This window comes from Neisseria chenwenguii (assembly GCF_002216145.1).
Taxonomy (GTDB): Bacteria; Pseudomonadota; Gammaproteobacteria; order Burkholderiales; family Neisseriaceae; genus Neisseria; species Neisseria chenwenguii.
In genome coordinates, this window is sequence record NZ_CP022278.1 from 1,286,684 (window position 1) to 1,307,364 (window position 20,681).

The window sequence follows — 20,681 nt, forward strand, 5'->3', positions numbered from 1 at the left end:
GGGAAATTATTCGGTAGCGGAGGCAGCTGCAGGGTTGTCTTCCGATTTGCTGCTGCCTGCGTTTTTCTCGGCAAAACTGGTCATGAATTTGCCGATCAGGTTTTCCAGCACCATTGCAGAGCTGGTGACGGAAATGGTGTCGCCGGCGGCCAGATTTTCCGTATCGCCGCCCTGCATCAGGCCGATGTATTGTTCGCCCAACAGGCCGGAAGTCAGGATTTGCGCGGAAACGTCGCTGCTGAACTGGTAACGGCTGTCGAGGTTGATGGCTACTTTGGCCTGATAACTTTTCGGGTCAAGCTGGATAGAGGCCACGCGCCCGACCAAAACGCCTGCCGATTTTACCGGCGCATTGGTTTTCAAACCGCCGATGTCGCTGAAATCGGCATAGACGGTGTAGGTTTTGTCGGCACTCAGCGAGCTGCTGCCGCCCGCTACGCGGAAGGCCAGAAAGCCGATTGCGACTGCACCCAATAAGACAAACAGGCCGACCCAAAGTTCCAAAACGCTTCTTTTCATGATTCTTACTCGGTAAACATCCATGCGGTTAAAACAAAATCGATTGCCAGAATGGTCAGGGCGGAAGACACCACCGTGCGCGTGCTGGCGCGTAAAATTCCCTCGGAAGTCGGGACGCAGTGGAAACCCTGATGCACCGCAATCAGCGTAACCGCCACCCCGAAACAGGCTGATTTAATCAGGCCGTTGATGATGTCGTAGCTTAAAGTGATGTTGTTCTGCATCTGCGACCAATAAATGCCCGAATCCAAACCCAGCCACTGCACACCGACCAGATAGCCGCCGTAAATGCCCGCCACATTGAAAATCGAGGCCAAAAGCGGCATAGAAAACACACCCGCCCAAAAGCGCGGCGCAACCACGCGGGCAACCGGATCGACCGCCATCACGTTCATCGCCTCAAGCTGTTCGGTGGTTTTCATCAAACCGATTTCGCTGGTCACCGCCCCGCCCGCGCTGGAGGCAAACAGAATCGCCGCCAACACCGGCCCCAATTCGCGCAGCAGCGACGCCGCCACCATATAGCCCAAAATATCCGCCGATTTAAACTTGGCCAACTGGGTATAACCCTGCAAACCCAATACCATGCCGACAAACAGGCCGGATACGGCGATAATCAAGACCGACATCACGCCGGAAAAATATATTTGGCGTATGCTCAGGCGGATACGCCCGAACGCCGTGCCCGACTTGGCGAGAATCTGCAATAAAAACAGAAACACGCTGCCGAGGGCTTGGATGAAGTTCAGGGTGTTCGCCCCGACGGTTCGGATAAAGTTCATGCGGTTCGATAAATAAAAGGTTTTCTAGTTTTCAGACGGCCTGTGTATTTTGAAAGGTTTCCTGTACCGTTGCGGCCGTTTGAAAATCCAATATTGGTAACGGTTATTTTACACGGACGACGACGGAACCAGCCAGCAAGTCATCCAGTGTCCGGTGGTTGTTGCTTTCGGCCAGTATCAGGACGCAGTTTAAAAAAAGATAGGAACCGAAGCCGAAAGCCCAGCCGGCCAAGAACGGCAATCCTATGCGCATAAAATAGCGGACGGCGGATACCGGCTGCCCTGTGCGTATGTTGACAGGCTGTATGCCGACGGTTTCTTTGCCGACCGACTGTGTCTGTATCTGATGATAAAGAAACATTGGATGAGCAGAGCCAGTGGCGGCATACATAAGCCGATGATGCCGAATATTGTGTTTTTGTCTTTTCCCTATTCCAGGAATCCCCAGACGGCGACTCCGAGAAGCGCCGCATCCAGCAGCAGGGCGAGCAACGCTCGATCGGATCGGCCTGCCGCCGTCCGTATACCCCGACAACGGGTTTGAAGGTTTGTATGCCTTCGGTGTTGTACGCCTCGGTCATACATAATTGTTCTCCTGTCTCCGCATTTTCAGGCGGTGCGGGCGGAGGCCGTCTGAAAGTTTAAGTTTTTCTTTATGCTGCCGTTTTTCAGACGGCCTGTTCTTCTATGGAAGAAACTGTCTCTGAATGAGGATCCGTCAACAGCATTTACCCCAGCAAATCCTGTTTCAACGTTGTTTCCGACGGATAGCGGAACGCCACGGGTCCGTCGGCTTCGCCCTGTACAAACTGTTTGACCCACGGCGAGTCGAGGCGGCGCATTTCTTCGGGCGAGCCGCTGAACATGATTTCGCCGTGTGCCAGAAAAATCACTTGGTCAACGATTTGCAGCGATTTTTCGATGTCGTGCGTCACCATAATACTGGTCGAGCGCAGGGCTTTGTTGACGCGGCTGATGAGGTGGGCGATGACACCCAGCGAGATCGGGTCGAGGCCGGTGAACGGCTCGTCGTAAATCATCAGCTCGGGGTCGAGCGCGATGGTGCGCGCTAAGGCGACGCGGCGTGCCATGCCGCCTGAAAGTTCGGACGGCATCAGGTTTTCGACGCCGCGCAGGCCGACGGCGTTGAGCTTGAGCAGCACCAAGTCGCGGATGACGGCTTCGGGCAGGCGGGTCAGCTCGCGCATCGGGAAGGCGAGGTTGTCGAACACGGACAAATCGGTAAACAGCGCGCCGTGTTGGAACAAAACGCCCATGCGGCGGCGGTGTTCGTAGAGTTCGGCAGCGGAAAATTCGGTCAAATCACGGCCTTCGATGAGGACTTTGCCGCTGTTGGGGTGCAACTGGCCGGTAATCAGCCGCATCAGCGTGGTTTTGCCGCTGCCCGAACCGCCCATAACGGCGGCGAAATGGCCTTGTGCGATGCTGAAATTGATGTTGTTCAGAATCGGGCGTTCGCCGTAGGCAAAGGCGACGTCTTTCATTTCGATAAAGGGGGCGGCGTTCATGGGCGATGCGCTTGATGCAAACTGTATTTAAATTACTCGGATTGTAAAGCCTATCGGGATTGTGGGCAATTTTTCAGACGGCACAAACGGTGGATTGAGTGTAAAAATGCGTGAAAAGAGAAAGGTTTGGCGGTTTTTGTGATGATAAGGAAATGATGTTTGGGCAGGAAAAGATGCGTTTGTCGCAAATTTCTGCCGTAGGGCGGTTTTCAGACGGCCTTTCGGGCTGATTCGGCGTGTTAAGGCGTGCAAACAAAGCGGGTGGCGGACATACGGCAGCGTATGTAATTATCTGTCGGGTGATTGCAACGGCGGACGGGTTTTCAGACGGTCTGCAAGCGTTCAGGCCGTCTGAAAAAAAACTAATCACAGCCCCGCCAGAAAATCCGGCAGTTCGCTCAAGCTGTTTAATACCGCCAGTTGCGGGGCGGTTTGCAGGCGTTCGGCGGTGTGGGCGCCGGTGGTCACGGCGACGGCGGGGGCACCGGCATTGGCAGCCATTTCCAAATCATAGGTTGTGTCGCCGACGACGAGGGTTTCAGACGGCATCAGGCCGGTTTCGTCGCAGAGCTTCAAAACCATATCCGGCGCGGGTTTGGAGGGCTGCTCGCTTGCGCAGGCAGTGGCAGTCCAGAAACGGGCGGTATCGGTTTGGGTGATAGCATTGTCCAAACCCGTGCGGCCTTTTCCGGTGGCAACGGCGAGCCAGTAACCTTGCGATTTCAGGGTTTCCAAGCAGGGAACGGCGTCGCCGAACAGTCTCATGTTGCGGTTGTTCGGGTTGAGGTAGTGCGCCGAATAGGCTTCGATGATTTCTTCCTGAACGTGTTCGCCCGCGTCGGGAATCAGGTGGCGGACGATGGTCGGCAGGTTGTAGCCGATGAGGGAGCGGATTTTTTCGGCGTCGGGCGCTTCCAAGCCGCAGTCGCGGAAACTTTGCCGGAAGGTGGCGATAATGGGGTTGGTGGTGTCGGCGAGCGTGCCGTCCCAGTCGAAGATGATGAGTTTGGGTTTCATGGAGTTGATTTAATGTGAATTTTCAAATAAAGAACCGGTACTGCCAAAAGATGGTAAAGGCAGTACCGATTTTCTTACCAGATTGAGTTATGGATGAATTTTAGTTCATTTTGAATTTTGTATACAGACTCATTGACAGAAGTTTTGACTCTGTTGATATACATGGTTTCTCCTGAGTTCATACACAAAATAGGTTTGGACTGCGCAGTTGACATTCTTCCGCTACCTAAAAAATCATCAAGCATAACAATGTGGTTTGCAGGGTTGGATGTAGTAAATAGGCTAATCTGTCTTGCAATAAGATTATAAATTTCTTTTAAAAACATCTTAGTTTGCTGATTTGGGATGTTTCGTGCCCCCGCAACTGTTGACCAGCCACAGTGCGTCAAAACAATCATCTGAATTTTTGGAGTGTGATTATCAGAAGTAGGAGTTCTGCGAAACTCACTATTTGGATTGGTCAGTATGTCAAGTAGCAGTCTTAAAGAATTTATAGATTGCTGGTCTGTGCGAACAGGAATAATTAAGGCATCGGTTGCATGCCATGCTAAATGTGTTGCTCCGGAGAAGAATGGCGATGTGTCAATTAAGCATTTATCGGCATTAATGATTTGTTTTTCTTTTTGAATTTCACTTTTAAGTGAGTATAACATTTTATCTATCATTTCCTCTTGTGCCGAACCCATGATAGTACGGGCTTGTACTAATGCGTTAGCCATTTGTGATGGTAGAATATAAAGTTCGTTAGAAGATTTGATAAAGTAATTATTTTTCCCCTCAAAAAATTTATTTGTTTCTGCAATATACTGGGAAGTGTTTGTTGCAAATCCAAATCCCGGTAAAAAGTAAGGGCGAAGAATATCGTTAACAGAGAGGCTGGGACTTAATTGATAATCTTTATTAAAGAAGTAAGAAAGATTTCCTTGAGGGCAAGTATCGACGATTAATGCATTATTAGCTAAAAAAGATAGATTGAATGCTAAAGAAGTTTTTCCTATTCCTCCTCTAAGATTACTAAATAGTATAAGTATCGAGTTTGGGTAAATCTAAGGGCGGTTCGTTTCCATTGGCAATGGATTCTTGGCGTTTAATTTAAAGTTTCGATAGTCATAAGTAGTTACTCCATATTCTGTAATTGGTTTTTTGTATTATACAGGTTTACGGAAAACTAGTAAGCAGATTGCTCAGTAAATCCTAACATATGAAAAAAACGCTTTCAGACGGCCTGTGATGCGGGTTTTTGATGTTCCAACATCAGTAAAAACTGCTGTAAATCCTGCGGCAGCGGGGCGTGTAAAACCAGCTTTTCGTCTGTGAGCGGATGGTTGAGATGCAGCTCGGTGGCGTGTAGGAACATCCGTTTCAAGCCCAGTTTCTGCAAACGCCTGTTGGCCTGATAATCTCCGTAGCGTTCGTCACCCGCGATGGGGCAACCCTGTGCCTGCAGGTGCACGCGGATTTGGTGGGTGCGGCCGGTTTTCAACGTGGCTTCGACGTAGGTCAGCGCGGAGAGGCCGACTTGGTGCAAGATGCCGTCTGAAAAGCGGTTGAGCACGCGGAAAATCGTGTGGGCGGACTGGCCGTTTTCGGCGACGCGCACCATTTTTTCGCCTTGTGCGCCGGTGTATTTGAACAGCGGCAGTTTGACGTGGAAACGGTCGTTGGGCAGTTTGCCGACGCCGAGGGCGAGGTAGGTTTTTTTCGGGCGGTCGTTGCGGATGGCTTCGTGAAGTTTGACCAGTGCGCTGCGTTTTTTGGCAATCATCAAGAGGCCGCTGGTGTCTTTGTCGAGGCGGTGGACGAGTTCGAGGTATTTGGCTTGCGGACGGGCTTGGCGGAGCTGTTCAATGACGCCGAAGCTGATGCCGCTACCGCCGTGTACGGCGACGCCGGCAGGTTTGTTGATGACGAGCAGGGCGTCGTCTTCGTAGATGATGTCGAATTCGCGGGCAGGGGGGGGATTTTTTTCAGACGGCCTTTGTTTTTCGGCGGTTCGCACGGGCGGAATGCGCAGGATTTGGCCGGCTTCGATACGCGTATCGGGCTTGCAGCGTCTCTTGTCGAGCCGCACTTCGCCTGCGCGGATAATGCGGTGGATATGGCTTTTCGGTACGCCTTTGAGGGTTTTGATCAGATAGTTGTCGAGGCGTTGGCCGGCTTCGTGTTCGCCGATGGTGAGGAAGCCCGCCGAATCTTTGCTTATTGCACGCATTTTCTCTATAATCCGAAGCGTCCGTTTCGTGTTGCCGGCTTGTTGATAAGGCCGTCTGAAACGGATTTACTGTTAAAGCGAGATTTTATATTAAAAACGCACTCCGCAAAGCATTTCCTTCCGTCCGCCAAGGGTTGTTCCCTTGCCGGCCGCGGGCGGGAGCATTTAACTAAGTTTGAATTTTTCTGTCCTGTCGTTCCGAATACTAAGACGGATCAGAGCACCGGCTCGGCGCATATTCCGACGATAAGCGAGGCAGACTGATAATAAGAAGATGACGGCTGTTGTTGTTCCGGTTTCCTGATTGGTTTTGCAGGAAACGGATTTTGTTTAGGCCTGACGGTGCTGGAAAGATGGCACGCAGGCGGCGCCGGTGCGGGGGAACCGCAGCGGTGGAATGTTCTTTAATGACCTTCTTTATCTGAATCGGGATTTGCCCGCATCGGGCGGTTTGGCGCAGCTTTTGCGCGGCCTTTTGATGCGGAATGCAGATTCCCGGGCCGCACATGGCCGTTTTCAGGCGGCATGCAACACTGCGGTTTCCAAAATTCGAATACTGGTTATCGGAGCTTCCGCTCCAGCCTCGCGGGTGCCAAATCAGGGCGTCGGCCGTCTGAAAAACGGGCTGATGCCTGCGAGGTCATTTATCATGAAACGTATGTTGTTTAACGCAACGCAGGCCGAAGAGCTGCGCGTTGCGATTGTCGATGGACAGAACCTTCTGGATTTGGACATCGAAACGCTGGGCAAAGAACAGCGCAAAGGTAATATCTACAAGGGTGTGATCACCCGTATCGAGCCGTCGCTGGAAGCGTGTTTCGTGGATTACGGAACCGACCGGCACGGCTTTTTGCCGTTTAAAGAAGTGTCGCGCAGTTATTTCCAAGACTACGACGGCGGCCGCGTGCGCATCCAAGACGTGCTCAAAGAGGGCATGGAAGTCATCGTTCAGGTGGAAAAAGACGAGCGCGGCAACAAAGGCGCGGCGCTGACCACCTTTATTTCGCTGGCCGGCCGCTATCTGGTTTTGATGCCGAACAACCCGCGCGGCGGCGGCGTTTCGCGCCGTATCGAGGGCGAAGAGCGTCAGGAGTTGAAAGAAGCGATGGCGCAGCTTGACGTGCCGCGCGGCATGAGCCTGATTGCCCGCACCGCCGGCATCGGCCGCAGCGTTGAAGAATTGCAATGGGATTTCAATTATTTGCTGCAACTTTGGCGCGCAATTGAAGAAGCGGGCGCGGCGCATCACGACCCGTATCTGCTGTTTATGGAAAGCTCGTTGCTGATTCGCGCCATCCGTGATTATTTCCGCAACGACATCGGCGAAATTCTGGTCGATAACCAAGAGGTTTACGACCAAGTGTCGGAATTTATGAGCTATGTGATGCCGGGCAACGTAGGCCGTCTGAAACTCTATACCGACCATACGCCGCTGTTTTCCCGTTTCCAAATCGAGCACCAAATCGAAAGCGCGTTTTCCCGCAGCGTCAGCCTGCCCTCGGGCGGCGCGATTGTCATCGACCACACCGAAGCGCTGGTGTCGATTGACGTGAACTCTGCCCGTGCCACGCGCGGCGCCGATATCGAAGACACCGCGTTCAAAACCAATATGGAAGCGGCGGAAGAAGTCGCCCGCCAGATGCGCCTGCGCGATTTGGGCGGTTTGGTCGTCATCGACTTCATCGACATGGAAAACCCGAAACACCAGCGCGACGTGGAAAACGTCTTGCGCGACGCGCTGAAAAAAGATCGCGCGCGCGTGCAGATGGGCAAACTTTCCCGTTTCGGCCTGCTCGAACTTTCCCGCCAACGCCTGAAACCGGCCTTGGGCGAAAGCAGCCACGTCGCCTGTCCGCGCTGCGCCGGTACCGGCGTTATCCGCGGCATCGAATCGACTGCGCTGCACGTTCTGCGCCTGATTCAGGACGAAGCGATGAAAGACAACACCGGCGAAGTGCACGCGCAAGTGCCCGTCGATGTGGCGACTTTCCTGTTGAACGAAAAACGCGCCGAGCTGTTCGGTTTGGAAGAACGGTTGGACGTTTCCGTTTTACTGATTCCGAACATCCATCTGGAAAATCCTCACTACGAAATCACCCGCGTGCGCATCGACGACGTGGAAGAAGACGGCGAGCCGAGCTACAAACGCGTGGCCGAGCCTGAAGAAGATGAACGCAGCAAGCCGTTCGGCAGCGAAAAAGCCAAAGCCGCCCGCCCCGAGCCCGCGGTCAAAGGCGTGCGCCACACCCAGCCTGCGCCGACGTTTGCCGAAACCAAACAGGCTTCGTGGTGGGACAACTTCAAAGCCTGGTTGGGCAGGATTTTCGGCGGTTCGAACGCTGCCGAAGAAGTCAAACCCGCGTCTGAAACGGCTGAAAAACGCAGCCCGTCGGAACGCGGCGGCAACCGCGACCGTAACCGCCGCCAAAACCCGCGCCGCAGCGGCAAACGCGACAGCAGCCGCGTCGAAGTGGTCGAAGTGAACGCCGATGACGCGCCGAACGGCGAAAACGGCAAATCCGATAACCGTGACAACCGCAACCGCCGCGACCGCGGACGGGGTAGGGATCGCGATAACCGCGATAACCGAAACGCCGCGCCCGTTGCCGCATTGGCCGGCGCCGAAGCCGGCGAAAGCGCTGTGATGCCGTCTGAAAGCAACAGCGGCGAAACGCGCAACCGCCGCAACGAGCGTAACCGCAACGAGCGCATCGGATGCGAAGAGCGGAGCGACCGCAACGGTAACCGCAACAACCGTCGTAGCAACGGCAAAAAACGCAATATTCCGTCTGCCGCCAAAATCGAGCAGTATCTGAATATCGGCGACGCCGCCGACAAAGTGCGCTTCGCCGTTGCCCACGTTTACGGCGAAACCGTCGAACAGCCGCCGCTGGAAATCGCCGTCGCCGCGCCCGCAGCCACCGTTGCCCTGAGCAACCTGCCGTCTGAAAACGAAAGCAGCGAACCGCTGGTCATCGTGATTCCGGGCGTAGAAGAAGCCGCGCAGGCCGCCGAAGCACCGCCGGTGTTTGTCAGCGAGCCGGTTTTATATACCGAAAACGCCGTCCGCGCCGCCGAAAACGTGCCCGAAACCATCCGCGTGGAAGAAAGCACCGCCGACGACAACGCGCTGATTGATTCCGCCGTCGGCAGCGTTTCCGCCGCCGTTACCTCGGTGTTGGCGACAGAAGAGCGCGATTTTCTGCCGATGACCGCCGTTCCCGGCGAAGAAGAGGTGCACGCGGTGGAAGTGATGGAGGAAGAACTCTTGGCGATGAACGCCGCCAAAGAGGCCGAAGCCGCCGCCGAAGTCGTGGCAGAGGGAATGCCGTCTGAAATCCCCGCACCCGCCGCAGTCGAAACAGACAGGCCCGCCATTGCCGCTCCGACCGATTTGGGCGGACTGACCTTCGTTGAAACCGACCCCGCCGCCGCAGCCGCGTTTGCCGGTCAGCTCCAGCCCGAGCAGCCCGCCGTCCTGCGCCGTGCCGACGTGCCGAAAGCCGAAGCCGAAGACCTGACCGAAGTGGAAATGGTTTTGGTGGAAACTGAAAAGCAGTAAGGCAAAGCGAAGAAAAGCCCGACGGAAACGCCGGGCTTTTTTGCGTGAGGCCGTCTGAAACCGCATGATTGCTTTCAGACGGCCTGAACCCTTGCTATGATTACCCCGTTTTCCATCTTCAAAACATTCCCGCCATGACTACCGACCTCACCGCCGCCGCACGCCCTTATTCGCTGTTTCTTGCCCGCAATCTGGATTCAGGCCGTCTGGAAGATGAGATTTTACTGCCGATGTTGGGCAAGGTTTTGAATCTTGAGGATTTTCAGACTTTTGCGGATTGGGCGAAAATCCGCGCCGATGAAGACGAGGCGGAACTGGCGAAACAGTTGCGCAGGTTGCGCCGTTATGTGGTGTCGCAGATTATTGTGCGCGATCTGAACCGTATCAGCGATTTAAACGAAGTTACCCGCACGATTACGCTGTTTGCCGATTTTGCGGTCAATACGGCGCTGGATTTTGCTTATGCGTATTATCGGGATCTCTACGGCACGCCGATGGGGCGTTATACGCAGTCGCCGCAGCATTTGAGCGTGGTAGCGATGGGCAAGGCGGGCGGTTATGAGCTGAACGTATCGTCCGATATTGATTTGATTTTCGTCTATGGCGAGTCGGGCGTGACCGACGGGCGGCGCGAACGGGAAAATCAGGAATTTTTTACCAAAGTCGGGCAGAAGCTGATTGCGCTGTTGAACGACATTACCGCCGACGGACGGGTGTTCCGCGTGGATATGCGGCTTCGGCCGGACGGGGATTCGGGCGCGCTGGTTTTGAGCGAGACGGCGCTCGAGCAGTATTTGATCCAGCAGGGGCGCGAGTGGGAACGCTATGCGTGGTGCAAAGGGCGTGTGGTTACGCCTTTTCCCAATGATATTAAGGGCTTGGTGCGGCCTTTTGTGTTCCGCAAGTATTTGGACTACAACGCTTACGAGGCGATGCGCAGCCTGCACCGCCAAATCCGCAGCGAAGTCAGCAAAAAAGGCATGGAAAACAATGTGAAACTCGGCGCGGGCGGCATTCGCGAAGTGGAATTTATCGCGCAGATTTTCCAGATGATACGCGGCGGGCAGATGCGCGCGCTGCAACTGAAAGGCACGCAGGAAACGCTGTTGAAATTGGGCGGGCTGGGCGTTTTGCCCGCCGAAACGGTGGAAACGCTGCTTGCGGCCTACCGCTTTTTGCGCGACGTCGAACACCGCCTGCAATATTGGGATGACCAGCAGACGCAGACGCTGCCTGAAAATGCCGAACAGCAGCAGCTTCTGGCCGAAAGTATGGGTTTTACCGATTACGCGGCGTTTTCAGACGGCCTCAATGCACATCGTGAAAAAGTGAACGCGCTCTTCAACGAAATTTTGAGCGAACCCGAAGAGCAGGCCGACGGCGCGGCGGGTGAATGGGCGTGGGTGTGGCAGCGCGGTGCGGATGAAACCGAGCTTCAGGGCCGTCTGAAAAACGCGGGTTTTGATGCCGAAACCGTCGCCGCGCGTTTGGAAAACATCCGCAACGGCAACAAATACCGCCACCTATCCGCCCACGCGCAGCCGCGCTTCGACGCCGTTGTGCCGCTGTTTGCCCAAGCCGCCGCCTCGCAGTCCAATCCAACCGAAACGCTGCTGCGCCTCTTGGATTTTCTGGAAAACATCAGCCGCCGTTCGGCTTATCTCGCCTTTCTCAACGAGCATCCGCAAACCCTCGCCCACCTCGCGCAAATCATGAGCCAGAGCGCGTGGGTCGCCGGCTACCTTACCCAATACCCGATTCTGCTCGACGAACTCATCAGCGCCCAGCTTTTAGACACCGCGTTTGACTGGTCCAAACTCGCCGCCGAACTTTCAGACGGCCTCGACAACTGCGGCGGCGACACCGAAGCGCAGATGGATACCCTGCGCCGCTTCCAACACGCGCAAGTGTTCCGTCTCGCCGTACAGGATTTGGCGGGCTTGTGGACGGTCGAAGCCCTATCCGACCAGCTTTCCCTGCTCGCAGACACTGTCATCGCCGCCGTCCTGCCGCGCGTGTGGGCCGATATGCCGAAAAAACACCGCGACACGCCCGAGTTCGCCGTTATCAGCTACGGCAAACTCGGCGGCAAAGAATTGGGCTACACCTCCGACCTCGACCTCGTTTACCTCTACGACGACGCCGACCCCGACGCGCAAGACGCCTACACCCGCCTTGCCTGCCGCCTGACCAACTGGCTTTCCGCTCCCACCGGCGCGGGCTCGCTCTACGAGGTCGATCTGCGCCTGCGCCCCGAAGGCGACAGCGGATTCATGGCATACAGCCTCGCCGCGTTTGAAAAATACCAGCGCGAAAAAGCCTGGACTTGGGAACACCAAGCCCTGACCCGCGCCCGTTTCGTCTGCGGCAAGCCCGAAATTCGGACGGCCTTCGACCGCATCCGCACCGCCATCCTCACCGCCGAACGCGATTCAGACGGCCTCAAGCGCGAAATCATCGAAATGCGCGAAAAAATGTTCCCCTCCCATCCCCCTGCCGACAGCAACGTCAAATACGCCCGCGGCGGCGTGGTCGATGTGGAATTTACCGTGCAATACCTCGTCCTCGCCCATTCCCGCCGCTACCCCGCCTTGCTCGACAACTACGGCAACATCGCCCTGCTCGACATCGCCGCCGACTACGGTTTGATCGACAAAAACCTGGCCGGACAATGCCGCAACGCCTACCGCTTCTACCGCCTTCAACAGCACAACACCAAACTGCGCGACGCGGAAAAAGTGGAAGTCAACGCAGAATTGACGGGGCATTACGAGAGCGTGAGGAAACTGTGGCGGGACGTGTTTGGGGAAGAAGTGAAGCGGTAGGTGCGGTTTTAGCCGCCCAAAAGCGGCGTAACCGTACGCCGCTCCGTTTGGAAATATCTGCCAATGCCGTCTGAAAAACCGTTCCCTCCAACCTGTATATTTAGACACTATAATTTATATGTATATCGGACGTTTTGCCCCCAGCCCCACCGGCCTGCTCCACATCGGCTCGCTGCTGACTGCGCTCGCTTCCTACGCCGACGCCCGCGCACACGGCGGGCGCTGGCTGGTGCGTATGGAAGACCTCGACCCGCCGCGCGAAATGGCGGGCGCGGCCGATGATATTTTGCGCACGCTCGAAGCGTTCGGCTTTGAGTGGGACGGCGAAACCGCCTACCAAAGCCGCCGTTACCCGCTTTACGAAGAGACCTTAGGCCGTCTGAAAGATGCGGGGCTGGTCTATCCCTGCTATTGCAGCCGCAAAGACTGGCAGGCCGCGGCGCAAACCGGTGCGGACGGTTTTGTGTACAACGGCCGCTGCCGCGATTCGGTGCAACGGCCGTCTGACACTTCGACTTCGCTCAGTGCAAGCTCTTCGGCCGAGCGAAGTGCAGGCACTTCGGGTTCAAGCAAACCGCCCGCATGGAGGATCCGCGTCAACGACGAAACCATTGCGTTTACCGACCGCATCGTCGGCCGTTACGCGCAAAACCTTGCCCGCGACATCGGGGATTTCGTGCTCTTACGTGCCGACGGATTTTGGGCGTATCAGCTTGCCGTCGTCGCCGATGACGCCGCGCAGGGCATTACCCACATCGTGCGCGGACAGGATTTGCTGGTTTCCGCCCCGCGCCAGATTTATCTGCAACGCTGCCTGGGCCTCCCCCGGCCGCAATACGCCCACCTGCCGCTTTTGGTCAACAAACTCGGGCAGAAATGGTCGAAACAGACCCTCGCTCCCACGCTGGATTTGGGTGCACGCGAAAAGCTGCTGCGGCAGGTTTCCTCCTATCTCAACCTCCCGCCCGCGCCCGAAATTGACAAAACTCAAGATTTACTCGCATGGGCCGTGCAACATTGGGATATGGGAAAAGTGCCGTCTGAAAGCATTTGCACGGAAAATGCAGGCTGAACATGTTGCATCAAAAACCGAAATATCATCTGATTGATTAAAATTTGTAAGCGGATTTTGGTTTTACCGATTTTAACGATAAAATAAACGGAAATTTCCGGCGACGTACGGCCAATCAAACCGTACGCTGCCGCATGACGGATTTTTAATTGACACGAAAAGAAAACCGAAATGCCGAGTGCCATTATTGTTGAAGACGAAGTGCTTGCCGCCGAGCGGCTGCGGGTATTGTTGGAAGAAAGCGGCGTCGTGCTGCTCAAAGTGTTCCACCACGCCCAGCCCGCACTCGACTGGCTTGCCGTACACGAAGCCGACATCGTATTTGCCGACATCGGCCTGCCCGAAATTACCGGCCTCGAATTGGTCGAACGTATCAAACGCGTCGCCAAACGCCAGCCCGAAATCATCTTCACCACCGCCTACGAAGAACACGCCCTGCGTGCATTCGAGCTGGCGGCGGTCGATTACCTGCTCAAACCCATCAAACTCACCCGTCTTCAGACGGCATTAGAGCGGGTCAGCAAAAAATATCAGGAAAAAGCCGACGACTTTACCCACTTCAAAGTCTTCAGCCGCGACCGCATGATGGAAATCCCCTGGCAGCAGGCGCGCTACCTCTTGGCTGAAAACAAAACTGTGTATCTCTACACCGGCGACGGCATCAGCTACGACCTGCCCAAAACCCTGCTGTATTGGGAAGAACTGCTCGGCGACAAAGTCATCCGCGTCCACCGCAACGCGCTTGTGTTCCGCCACACCCTCGACTGTCTGATCCGCATGGACGATGAAGAAGACGAAAGCAACGCCACATGGTGTGCCAAAGTATTGGACGTCGAAAAACCCCTCGCCGTCAGCCGCCGCCAGCTCGCCGCCATCCGCCGCGTATTGAAAGACAAGACGTAACAAACAGAAACCCTGCCCGAGCGCAGGGTTTTACTTTTTCAGACGGCTTTTGACGCTCCGTGAAGTTTCGACCTTTTGTCGGATTCGAGAATCCGGACTACGGTGCAGCCGATTTTCGATACAATCTTTTGTCGTTCTTACCATCTGTCCTCCTGTAAAGAGTAGGGAGCGAGGGCAGATTACAGCAGTCCGACCGCTGCCGATTTTGAGCCAAACCGAAGCTGAAAGCCAAAATAATAAGGAGTACCGCATAATGTCATTGGAAATCTACCTTGTCCGCCACGGAAAAACCGTATTCAACACCACAGGACGCCTGCAAGGATGGAGCGATTCGCCGCTTTTACCCGAGGGTCGTCAAGCTGCGGAAGACTTAGGACGTGCTCTGGCCGGCAAAGTAACCTTTGATGCCGCATTTTCCAGCCCCAGCCCGCGTGCCGCCGAAACTGCCCGGCTGATTCTGTCGGCCAAAGGGCAGGGCAGTCTGCCGTTGGAAACCATAGACGAAATCCGCGAATACTGTTTCGGCGGTTTCGAGGGAGAGCTGCACGATGTTCTTCACTGCCGGATTGCCGCCGAACGGGGTTATCCCGATATGGAACGCTGGCTGGAAGCCTACCGCAGCGCCGACCGCCATTTACTTGCCGAAAGTGTCAGCCGTTCGGATCCGCTGGGTTTGGCGGAAAATGAAGCGCAATTCATGACGCGTCTGCAAGAAGGAATGCGGCTTATCGTACAAAAATCACCTGTCGGCGGGAAAGTGCTGGCGGTGTCACACGGAATGTCAATAACCGGAATCCTAAAAAGCATAAATCCGCAATCTACGCCATATAAAAGTATCAAAAATACAACAGTTTCAAGAATTTCATGTGAAAACGGTTTATGGTGTATTAGTACCATCGGTGAAAGTTTCTTACATTCAAATTGAATACTCTTGAAATTCAAGCAAAAAGCATAGGCCGTCTGAAAACTGTTCATGACGGCCTATATGTTTACAAGGAAATTAAATACTGAAGATTGGGGAAATATCGGCATATAAGTTTGAAAACATGTATATCAAATAATAATGTGAAAAGTTTGATATGCTTTTATCATTATTGTTTGTGCTGATTATCCCTGGTTTGATTAGTAATTTTTAATGAAAAAATCAATGCAATAAAAAAATAAAATAATTGAAAAGTTTCGCTTACATATAATAGAATTTGTTTTTCTAGATTAAGTTTAGTACATATTTGTTTTAACTTAATTTTTTTGGTCTAAATATAACCTGCATCCCGGCAAAACCGTTTATTTTGAATTAAGTGGTAGTAATTTTAGATAATCGGTAGTTTAATGTCAATAACATTATGCGGAGGCGTTGTGTTATGTTTATATCTTTATATATTATCAGGGAGATAATTATGAATCGTAAAACACACACTACCCAACAGGGTGTGGCAAGCAAAAAACTGGTTGCTGTTTTGGCTGCCGTCGGCGTAATGACGACTGCTGCTTTCGCTGCCGACCTCAACCTCTCCAAGTACGTCAAACTGACCGGTGGTTCAGCCTTAGGCGATGCAACCGCAACCGGTATCAATGCGACCGCTATCGGCAATAAAGCTGCTGCCAACGGTCAAGGCGCATATGCCGCAGGTGCAAACTCTACTGCAACCGGAAATGCCGCTCTGTCTTCCGGTTCTTACTCAAATGCAAACGGTACTGCCGCTGCTGCATTCGGTAACTGGGCGCAAGCCACTGCCAACCAAACAACTGCCGTAGGCCAACACGCCAAAGCAACCAACTCAAGCGCAACTGCCGTAGGCTCTGCTTCAAATGCAAGCGGTATTTCTTCTGCTGCCTTCGGTACTGCCGCAACTGCTTCCGGCGCTGTTTCCACCGCTCTGGGTCAAGGCGCTATCGCATCAGGTGCAAACTCAACCGCAACCGGCACTAAAGCCCGAGCAGCAGGCCTTGCTTCCGTCGCCAACGGTTCCGGTGCATTGGCCAGCGGCAACTACGCCGTTGCAACCGGTTCTGCTTCGCAAGCAACCGGTGCAGCCAGCGTTGCAGCAGGTTTGCAATCTAAAGCAACCGGCGGTCAGGCTGTTGCCATCGGCCGTAACGCTCAAGCAAGCGAAGAAAACTCTGTTGCTTTAGGCTCTAACTCTACTACCGCTGCCGCTGTCGGCACCAATTCTGCAACTGTTAACGGCGTATCTTATGGCGGTTTTGCCGGTACCAACCCTGTTGCTACTGTAAGCGTGGGTTCTTCAGGTTCCGAACGCACTGTAACCAATGTGGCAGCAGGCCGCATTACTGCCGACTCTACCGATGCTATCAACGGCAGCCAACTTTATCAGGTAGCTAATGGTCTGCAACAGCAAATTATCAACAACAACGGCGACATCAACGGCCTGAAAGAGCGTGTGGACGACATGGATAAAGACCTGCGTGCCGGTATCGCCGGTGCGACTGCGATGGCTTTCCTGCAACGTCCGAACGAAGCAGGTAAGAGCCAAGTATCTGCCGCTGTCGGCGGTTACCGTGGTCAACAAGCCGTTGCTGTCGGCTATGCGCGTAATTCTGACAACAACAAATGGTCTATCAAAACCGGCGTCGGCGTGGATACCCAAAAACACGTCAACTGGGGCGGCAGCGTAGGCTATCAGTGGTAAGAAACCATGCGGGCCGTTTTTCAGACGGTCTGCGTTGAAGAATTATGTGAAAGGAAAAAATCATGAAATTATCAGTAATCGCATTGCCTGTAATCGCTGCTCTGGCGCTGTCTGCCTGTAACTTGAGCAAAGTGACCAAAGAAGGTACGACCGACAATCCGGTATGGCCTGAAGTCAATAAAACGACTTTCCGCCACAACGGTACTCAAGACGGCACTTGGCCGAACTGGGACAACGTGCGCCAAATCGAGGCAGGCATGAACAAAGACCAAATCTATGAATTGATCGGCCGCCCGCACTTCAACGAAGGCCTGTACGGCGTGCGCGAATGGGATTATGTGTTCAACTACCGTGAAAACGGCGAACACAAAATCTGCCAATACAAAATCCTGTTCGACAAAAACAAAAACGCGCAATCTTTCTTCTGGCTGCCCGAAGGTTGCGGCCCGAAACCTAAAGAGCCGGTTCGCGAAGTCATCATCCGCGAAGTTGCGCCTCCGACTCCTGCGCGCATCCGCCAATAATTTGGTGTAAAACCAAAGGCCGTCTGAAAATTCAGACGGCCTTTTTTTCTGTATTTTTATTGAAAACGGCTTGACGGGGCGCGGCCGCATTTCTATAATACCCAGCTTATCGGGTCGTTAGCTCAGCCGGTAGAGCAGCGGACTTTTAATCCGTTGGTCGAAGGTTCGAATCCTTCACGACCCACCAGTTTTTCCAAGCCTAAACAAGCGTTTAGGCTTTTTTCTTTGCCACCTCCTATTTTGGGGTGTGCCTGATTTGTGCCGAAACCAAGACCGGCACCGTCCAATAATGCAGCATGTTCGTGCAGATGTTCCGGTGCAAGATGGGCATACCGCTGCACCATACTGATGCTCTCCCATCCGCCCATCTCCTGCAACGCAGCCAACGGTACACCTGCCTGAACCAGCCAACTTGCCCAAGTATGGCGCAAGTCATGCCAGCGGAAATCGGATATGCCGGCTTTTTCCAAAGCATTTTTCCAAATGCGCGAACTGATACTTTTCACCGGACGGCCGTTCGGATAGGTAAAAACAAAAGACGGGTGTTTCCCCATCTGTTTTTCCAATACGCCAAGTGCCGTCCGGTTGAGTGCAATACCGATTGCACGTCCGGCTTTGGCTTCGTCGGCATCAATCCAAGCCGTTTTCCGGCTCAGGTTTATTTGCGCCCACTTCAACTCCAAAACGTTCCGTTGCCTCAAACCCGTAGCCAAACTGAAAACCGCCATATCGGCTAGGTGCTCGGGCAAGGCGGCAATGAGATTCTGCGCTTCGTTCTGCGTCAGCCAGCGGATACGCCGTTTGGCTTCGCGGTATAACGTGATTTTCGGTACATCGTCCAACCATTGCCACTCATGCGCGGCTTTGTTCAAAATGGCACGGATAAGCGCGAGATAACGATTTTTAGTACTGTCGGAACAGGTCATACTGCCGACGGCCTGCATAATGAAATCACGGCTCATATCATGCAGCAAAATCCCTCGGAACTGGGACAGGCCGCGTAACCGGCTGATGTCGTCTTTGATGCTTTTCTTTTTGCCTCCCTGTTCCTTAATCCATCGGACGGCTGCTTCTTCCCACAGCCGTTCGGGCTTCTGCCCCAAATAATGCTGCTGCCACAGCTCATAGGCTAGTTTGTCATGCAGCCTTTGGGCTTCTTCACGGTTTTTAGTGCCAGCAGACTGTCGAATTCTGCGGCCGCTTTGCGTTGTGATGTCAACATACCATATGCCATTGTTTCGTTTGTAAATCGGCATTTTTCTTCACTCCTGCTTTCGAGTGAAGCCTGCAACCGTGCATTTTCCAAATCAGTGAGAAATGCGTCAAGTGCAGACTTGGTGATACAGTAGGATCGGCCGGGTTTGGATGCTTTCAGACGGCCTTCCCGAATATGTTCCCGAATGGTTTCAGGATGACATTTGCAGTATGCTGCCGCTTCAACAACATTAAATGTGAGCTGCATCAAACCCTCCCAATTTCAAAAATCGGATACACCGCATTTTCCAACAGCAAAGTCAGCTTTCTGATTGCCGCATATCGTTTGATACGCGGCTCCAACATCAGAAAGCTGCCCGGCTTAATATAGAAAAGCAGGCAGAGATAACCCTGCCTGTCTGCATCCAGTGGAACCAGACGATAGTGCGGAAACTGTTCTTCAGCCGGTGTGAACGATGCGGCCACTTTCACCGTGGCAACTACCTTCTTTTCCTCTGTCAGCATAGCGTTCCTAAATAAATTTCAGAAGTGCAAAGAAAACACCCAAACTAATGAGTGCAGCCACTAACCAAGACCGGTTCATCTTAGCGGCAATTTCGTCTGCCAATGCCTTGTTCTGCGCCGCAATCTTCGGCTGCATGGCCGCATAAATACGGCCTTCGGCATCTTGAAGCTGCCCGTCGCTTTTGGCCAATAAGTCCGCCAGAATCTGTTCACGATAGGTTTTTAACTCTTTCGCCGCCGCCACCGTCTCTTTCAGCGCATCGTCCATTTCCGCCGCGTACTCGGCCAAGCCTTGCTGGATACCGATACGCTGCTCTTCAAACAAGGCTTTCAGACGGGCTTCCTGCACCAACAGAACGGCAATAATGGGGTCATCTGCCGTCAGTTTGATGCCGGATACTCGGAATACATCGGTAATGATGGCTTCTACATCATCTGCCTGTTTAGCCATATCATGCTTCCTGTCCGTTTGGTTTCGCGGTTTTTACCGGCTCCGTCTCGGTAGTCAATAACGGAATCTTGTCCAACTGTTCGTACAACTCGCGCTTAACGGTTTTGAGGCGTTGACGCTCCATAATGCCGAACGACCGGATGGCCTCGTCAAAAGTCAAACTGTTGCTGACCATCACTTCAATGTCTTTACCGTAGGTATCGGGATTGCGCAGCCCCATGTTGATCATGCCGATAATTTTCGATTTATGTTCCTGATAGACAGGCAGTTCCGTAAACCCTTTGCCGTCAGGTGCTTTGATTTCGCCTTTGTATTCATTGAGCCAAACCACAATATCGGCATCAATCCCTTCGGCGGTCTGTTTCAGACCGGACAGACAGTCACGCAAATCCTGCCCGCCCGTTACCGGCACATGTAGTACCAGACGTATTTTTTCTTCTTTCAGCAACTCGTCAACATGGTTTTCTGCAATGTATGACATGAGCGGCACAAATGTAGCCGCGCCGTTGTCCACCACACCAATACCTTTTTCATTGATGATTTTTTCCATCAGCCCGTCAAACACACGGGTATTGATGGTATTGTTTTCCGTCAGAATCTTAACCATTTCAGGCTTAAGTTCCTTAAAGCGGCTGAACGTCTTATTGACCGGATCGGTGTCAAAGCAATGCACAGTATCATTAGCAGCTTTGGCCTTCAAATACTGGGCAAGAATCGTTGAGGACAGCGACTTACCAACACCGCCTTTGCCTTGCACGATGAAATGAACTTCTCTCATGGCATAAACCTTTCGTTTTGTTTGAGTATGTTTTTCACAAAAAGAAACCTGCTCGTCCGAACAGGCTTTCGTTTGTAAAAAAAGCAGCCCCGATTGAGGCTGCCAAAACTGCTTTAACACTTTATGCCGAATGCTGA

General features: G+C 53.5%; 18 protein-coding genes, 1 tRNA gene and 1 pseudogene. 8 read left to right on the forward strand and 12 right to left on the reverse strand.

Annotated elements, in window-relative coordinates; all coding sequences use genetic code 11:
* Positions 1-6 precede the first annotated feature (6 nt).
* The 7 genes from mlaD to BG910_RS06375 form a co-directional block, all read right to left on the reverse strand.
* A complete protein-coding gene (gene mlaD, locus BG910_RS06345; protein ID WP_089036118.1) occupies positions 7-519 on the reverse strand; it encodes an outer membrane lipid asymmetry maintenance protein MlaD in 513 nt (170 codons plus the stop codon).
* A 5-nt stretch (positions 520-524) separates the two neighbouring features.
* Positions 525-1,301 carry a lipid asymmetry maintenance ABC transporter permease subunit MlaE gene (gene mlaE, locus BG910_RS06350; RefSeq protein ID WP_089036119.1) on the reverse strand — a complete coding sequence of 259 codons (777 nt, stop codon included), beginning with the start codon at positions 1,299-1,301 and terminating at the stop codon, positions 525-527.
* A gap of 103 nt (positions 1,302-1,404) precedes the next feature.
* Complete coding sequence (locus BG910_RS06355; protein WP_089036120.1) at positions 1,405-1,692, reverse strand: RDD family protein; 288 nt, start codon at positions 1,690-1,692, stop codon at positions 1,405-1,407.
* A gap of 337 nt (positions 1,693-2,029) precedes the next feature.
* Positions 2,030-2,830 (reverse strand): ABC transporter ATP-binding protein, encoded by an 801-nt coding sequence (locus BG910_RS06360; RefSeq protein WP_089036121.1) that lies wholly within the window; start codon positions 2,828-2,830, stop codon positions 2,030-2,032.
* Positions 2,831-3,196: 366 nt separating this feature from the next.
* Complete coding sequence (locus BG910_RS06365; protein WP_089036122.1) at positions 3,197-3,847, reverse strand: HAD-IA family hydrolase; 651 nt, start codon at positions 3,845-3,847, stop codon at positions 3,197-3,199.
* A 74-nt stretch (positions 3,848-3,921) separates the two neighbouring features.
* Positions 3,922-4,893 carry a ParA family protein gene (locus tag BG910_RS06370; RefSeq protein WP_198344844.1) on the reverse strand — a complete coding sequence of 324 codons (972 nt, stop codon included), beginning with the start codon at positions 4,891-4,893 and terminating at the stop codon, positions 3,922-3,924.
* 170 nt (positions 4,894-5,063) lie between these two features.
* On the reverse strand, positions 5,064-6,059 hold the full coding sequence (locus tag BG910_RS06375) for an RluA family pseudouridine synthase (RefSeq protein WP_089036123.1): 996 nt from the start codon (positions 6,057-6,059) through the stop codon (positions 5,064-5,066).
* 649 nt (positions 6,060-6,708) lie between these two features.
* Between BG910_RS06375 and BG910_RS06380 the strand changes: the two genes are divergently transcribed.
* The 8 genes from BG910_RS06380 (at position 6,709) to BG910_RS06415 (ending at position 17,783) form a co-directional block, all read left to right on the forward strand.
* Positions 6,709-9,621 carry an Rne/Rng family ribonuclease gene (locus BG910_RS06380; RefSeq protein ID WP_089036124.1) on the forward strand — a complete coding sequence of 971 codons (2,913 nt, stop codon included), beginning with the start codon at positions 6,709-6,711 and terminating at the stop codon, positions 9,619-9,621.
* A gap of 134 nt (positions 9,622-9,755) precedes the next feature.
* The gene (gene glnE, locus BG910_RS06385; protein ID WP_089036125.1) at positions 9,756-12,446 is read left to right on the forward strand and encodes a bifunctional [glutamate--ammonia ligase]-adenylyl-L-tyrosine phosphorylase/[glutamate--ammonia-ligase] adenylyltransferase; all 2,691 of its coding nucleotides are present in this window, start codon (positions 9,756-9,758) and stop codon (positions 12,444-12,446) included.
* 118 nt (positions 12,447-12,564) lie between these two features.
* Positions 12,565-13,518 carry a tRNA glutamyl-Q(34) synthetase GluQRS gene (gene gluQRS / locus BG910_RS06390; protein WP_089036126.1) on the forward strand — a complete coding sequence of 318 codons (954 nt, stop codon included), beginning with the start codon at positions 12,565-12,567 and terminating at the stop codon, positions 13,516-13,518.
* Between the two features lie 171 nt (positions 13,519-13,689).
* Entirely contained in the window at positions 13,690-14,421 is a 732-nt protein-coding gene (locus BG910_RS06395; RefSeq protein ID WP_089036127.1) for a LytR/AlgR family response regulator transcription factor, read from the forward strand.
* A 253-nt stretch (positions 14,422-14,674) separates the two neighbouring features.
* Positions 14,675-15,346: a histidine phosphatase family protein gene (locus BG910_RS06400; RefSeq protein ID WP_089036128.1), complete on the forward strand. Its 672-nt coding sequence runs from the start codon at positions 14,675-14,677 to the stop codon at positions 15,344-15,346.
* A gap of 472 nt (positions 15,347-15,818) precedes the next feature.
* On the forward strand, positions 15,819-17,072 hold the full coding sequence (locus tag BG910_RS06405) for a YadA family autotransporter adhesin (RefSeq protein ID WP_089036129.1): 1,254 nt from the start codon (positions 15,819-15,821) through the stop codon (positions 17,070-17,072).
* A 62-nt stretch (positions 17,073-17,134) separates the two neighbouring features.
* Positions 17,135-17,596, forward strand: a complete 462-nt coding sequence (locus BG910_RS06410) for an outer membrane protein assembly factor BamE (RefSeq protein WP_089036130.1) — start codon at positions 17,135-17,137, stop codon at positions 17,594-17,596.
* A gap of 111 nt (positions 17,597-17,707) precedes the next feature.
* Positions 17,708-17,783 (forward strand) — tRNA-Lys (locus BG910_RS06415).
* 34 nt (positions 17,784-17,817) lie between these two features.
* Here BG910_RS06415 and BG910_RS12985 read toward each other — a convergent pair.
* The 5 genes and pseudogenes from BG910_RS12985 to BG910_RS06440 form a co-directional block, all read right to left on the reverse strand.
* Positions 17,818-18,825 (reverse strand): annotated as a pseudogene (locus tag BG910_RS12985) (tyrosine-type recombinase/integrase); the annotation flags it as partial.
* Positions 18,726-19,058 carry a helix-turn-helix domain-containing protein gene (locus tag BG910_RS06425; protein ID WP_089036131.1) on the reverse strand — a complete coding sequence of 111 codons (333 nt, stop codon included), beginning with the start codon at positions 19,056-19,058 and terminating at the stop codon, positions 18,726-18,728. The gene BG910_RS06425 and the pseudogene BG910_RS12985, both read right to left, overlap by 100 nt.
* On the reverse strand, positions 19,058-19,315 hold the full coding sequence (locus tag BG910_RS06430; RefSeq protein ID WP_089036132.1) for a lipopolysaccharide heptosyltransferase: 258 nt from the start codon (positions 19,313-19,315) through the stop codon (positions 19,058-19,060). Before BG910_RS06430 ends, BG910_RS06425 begins: the two co-directional genes overlap by 1 nt.
* A 7-nt stretch (positions 19,316-19,322) precedes the next feature.
* Positions 19,323-19,766 (reverse strand): hypothetical protein, encoded by a 444-nt coding sequence (locus tag BG910_RS06435; RefSeq protein WP_089036133.1) that lies wholly within the window; start codon positions 19,764-19,766, stop codon positions 19,323-19,325.
* Position 19,767: 1 nt separating this feature from the next.
* On the reverse strand, positions 19,768-20,664 hold the full coding sequence (locus BG910_RS06440; RefSeq protein WP_332457767.1) for a nucleotide-binding protein: 897 nt from the start codon (positions 20,662-20,664) through the stop codon (positions 19,768-19,770).
* Between the last annotated feature and the right edge of the window lie 17 nt (positions 20,665-20,681).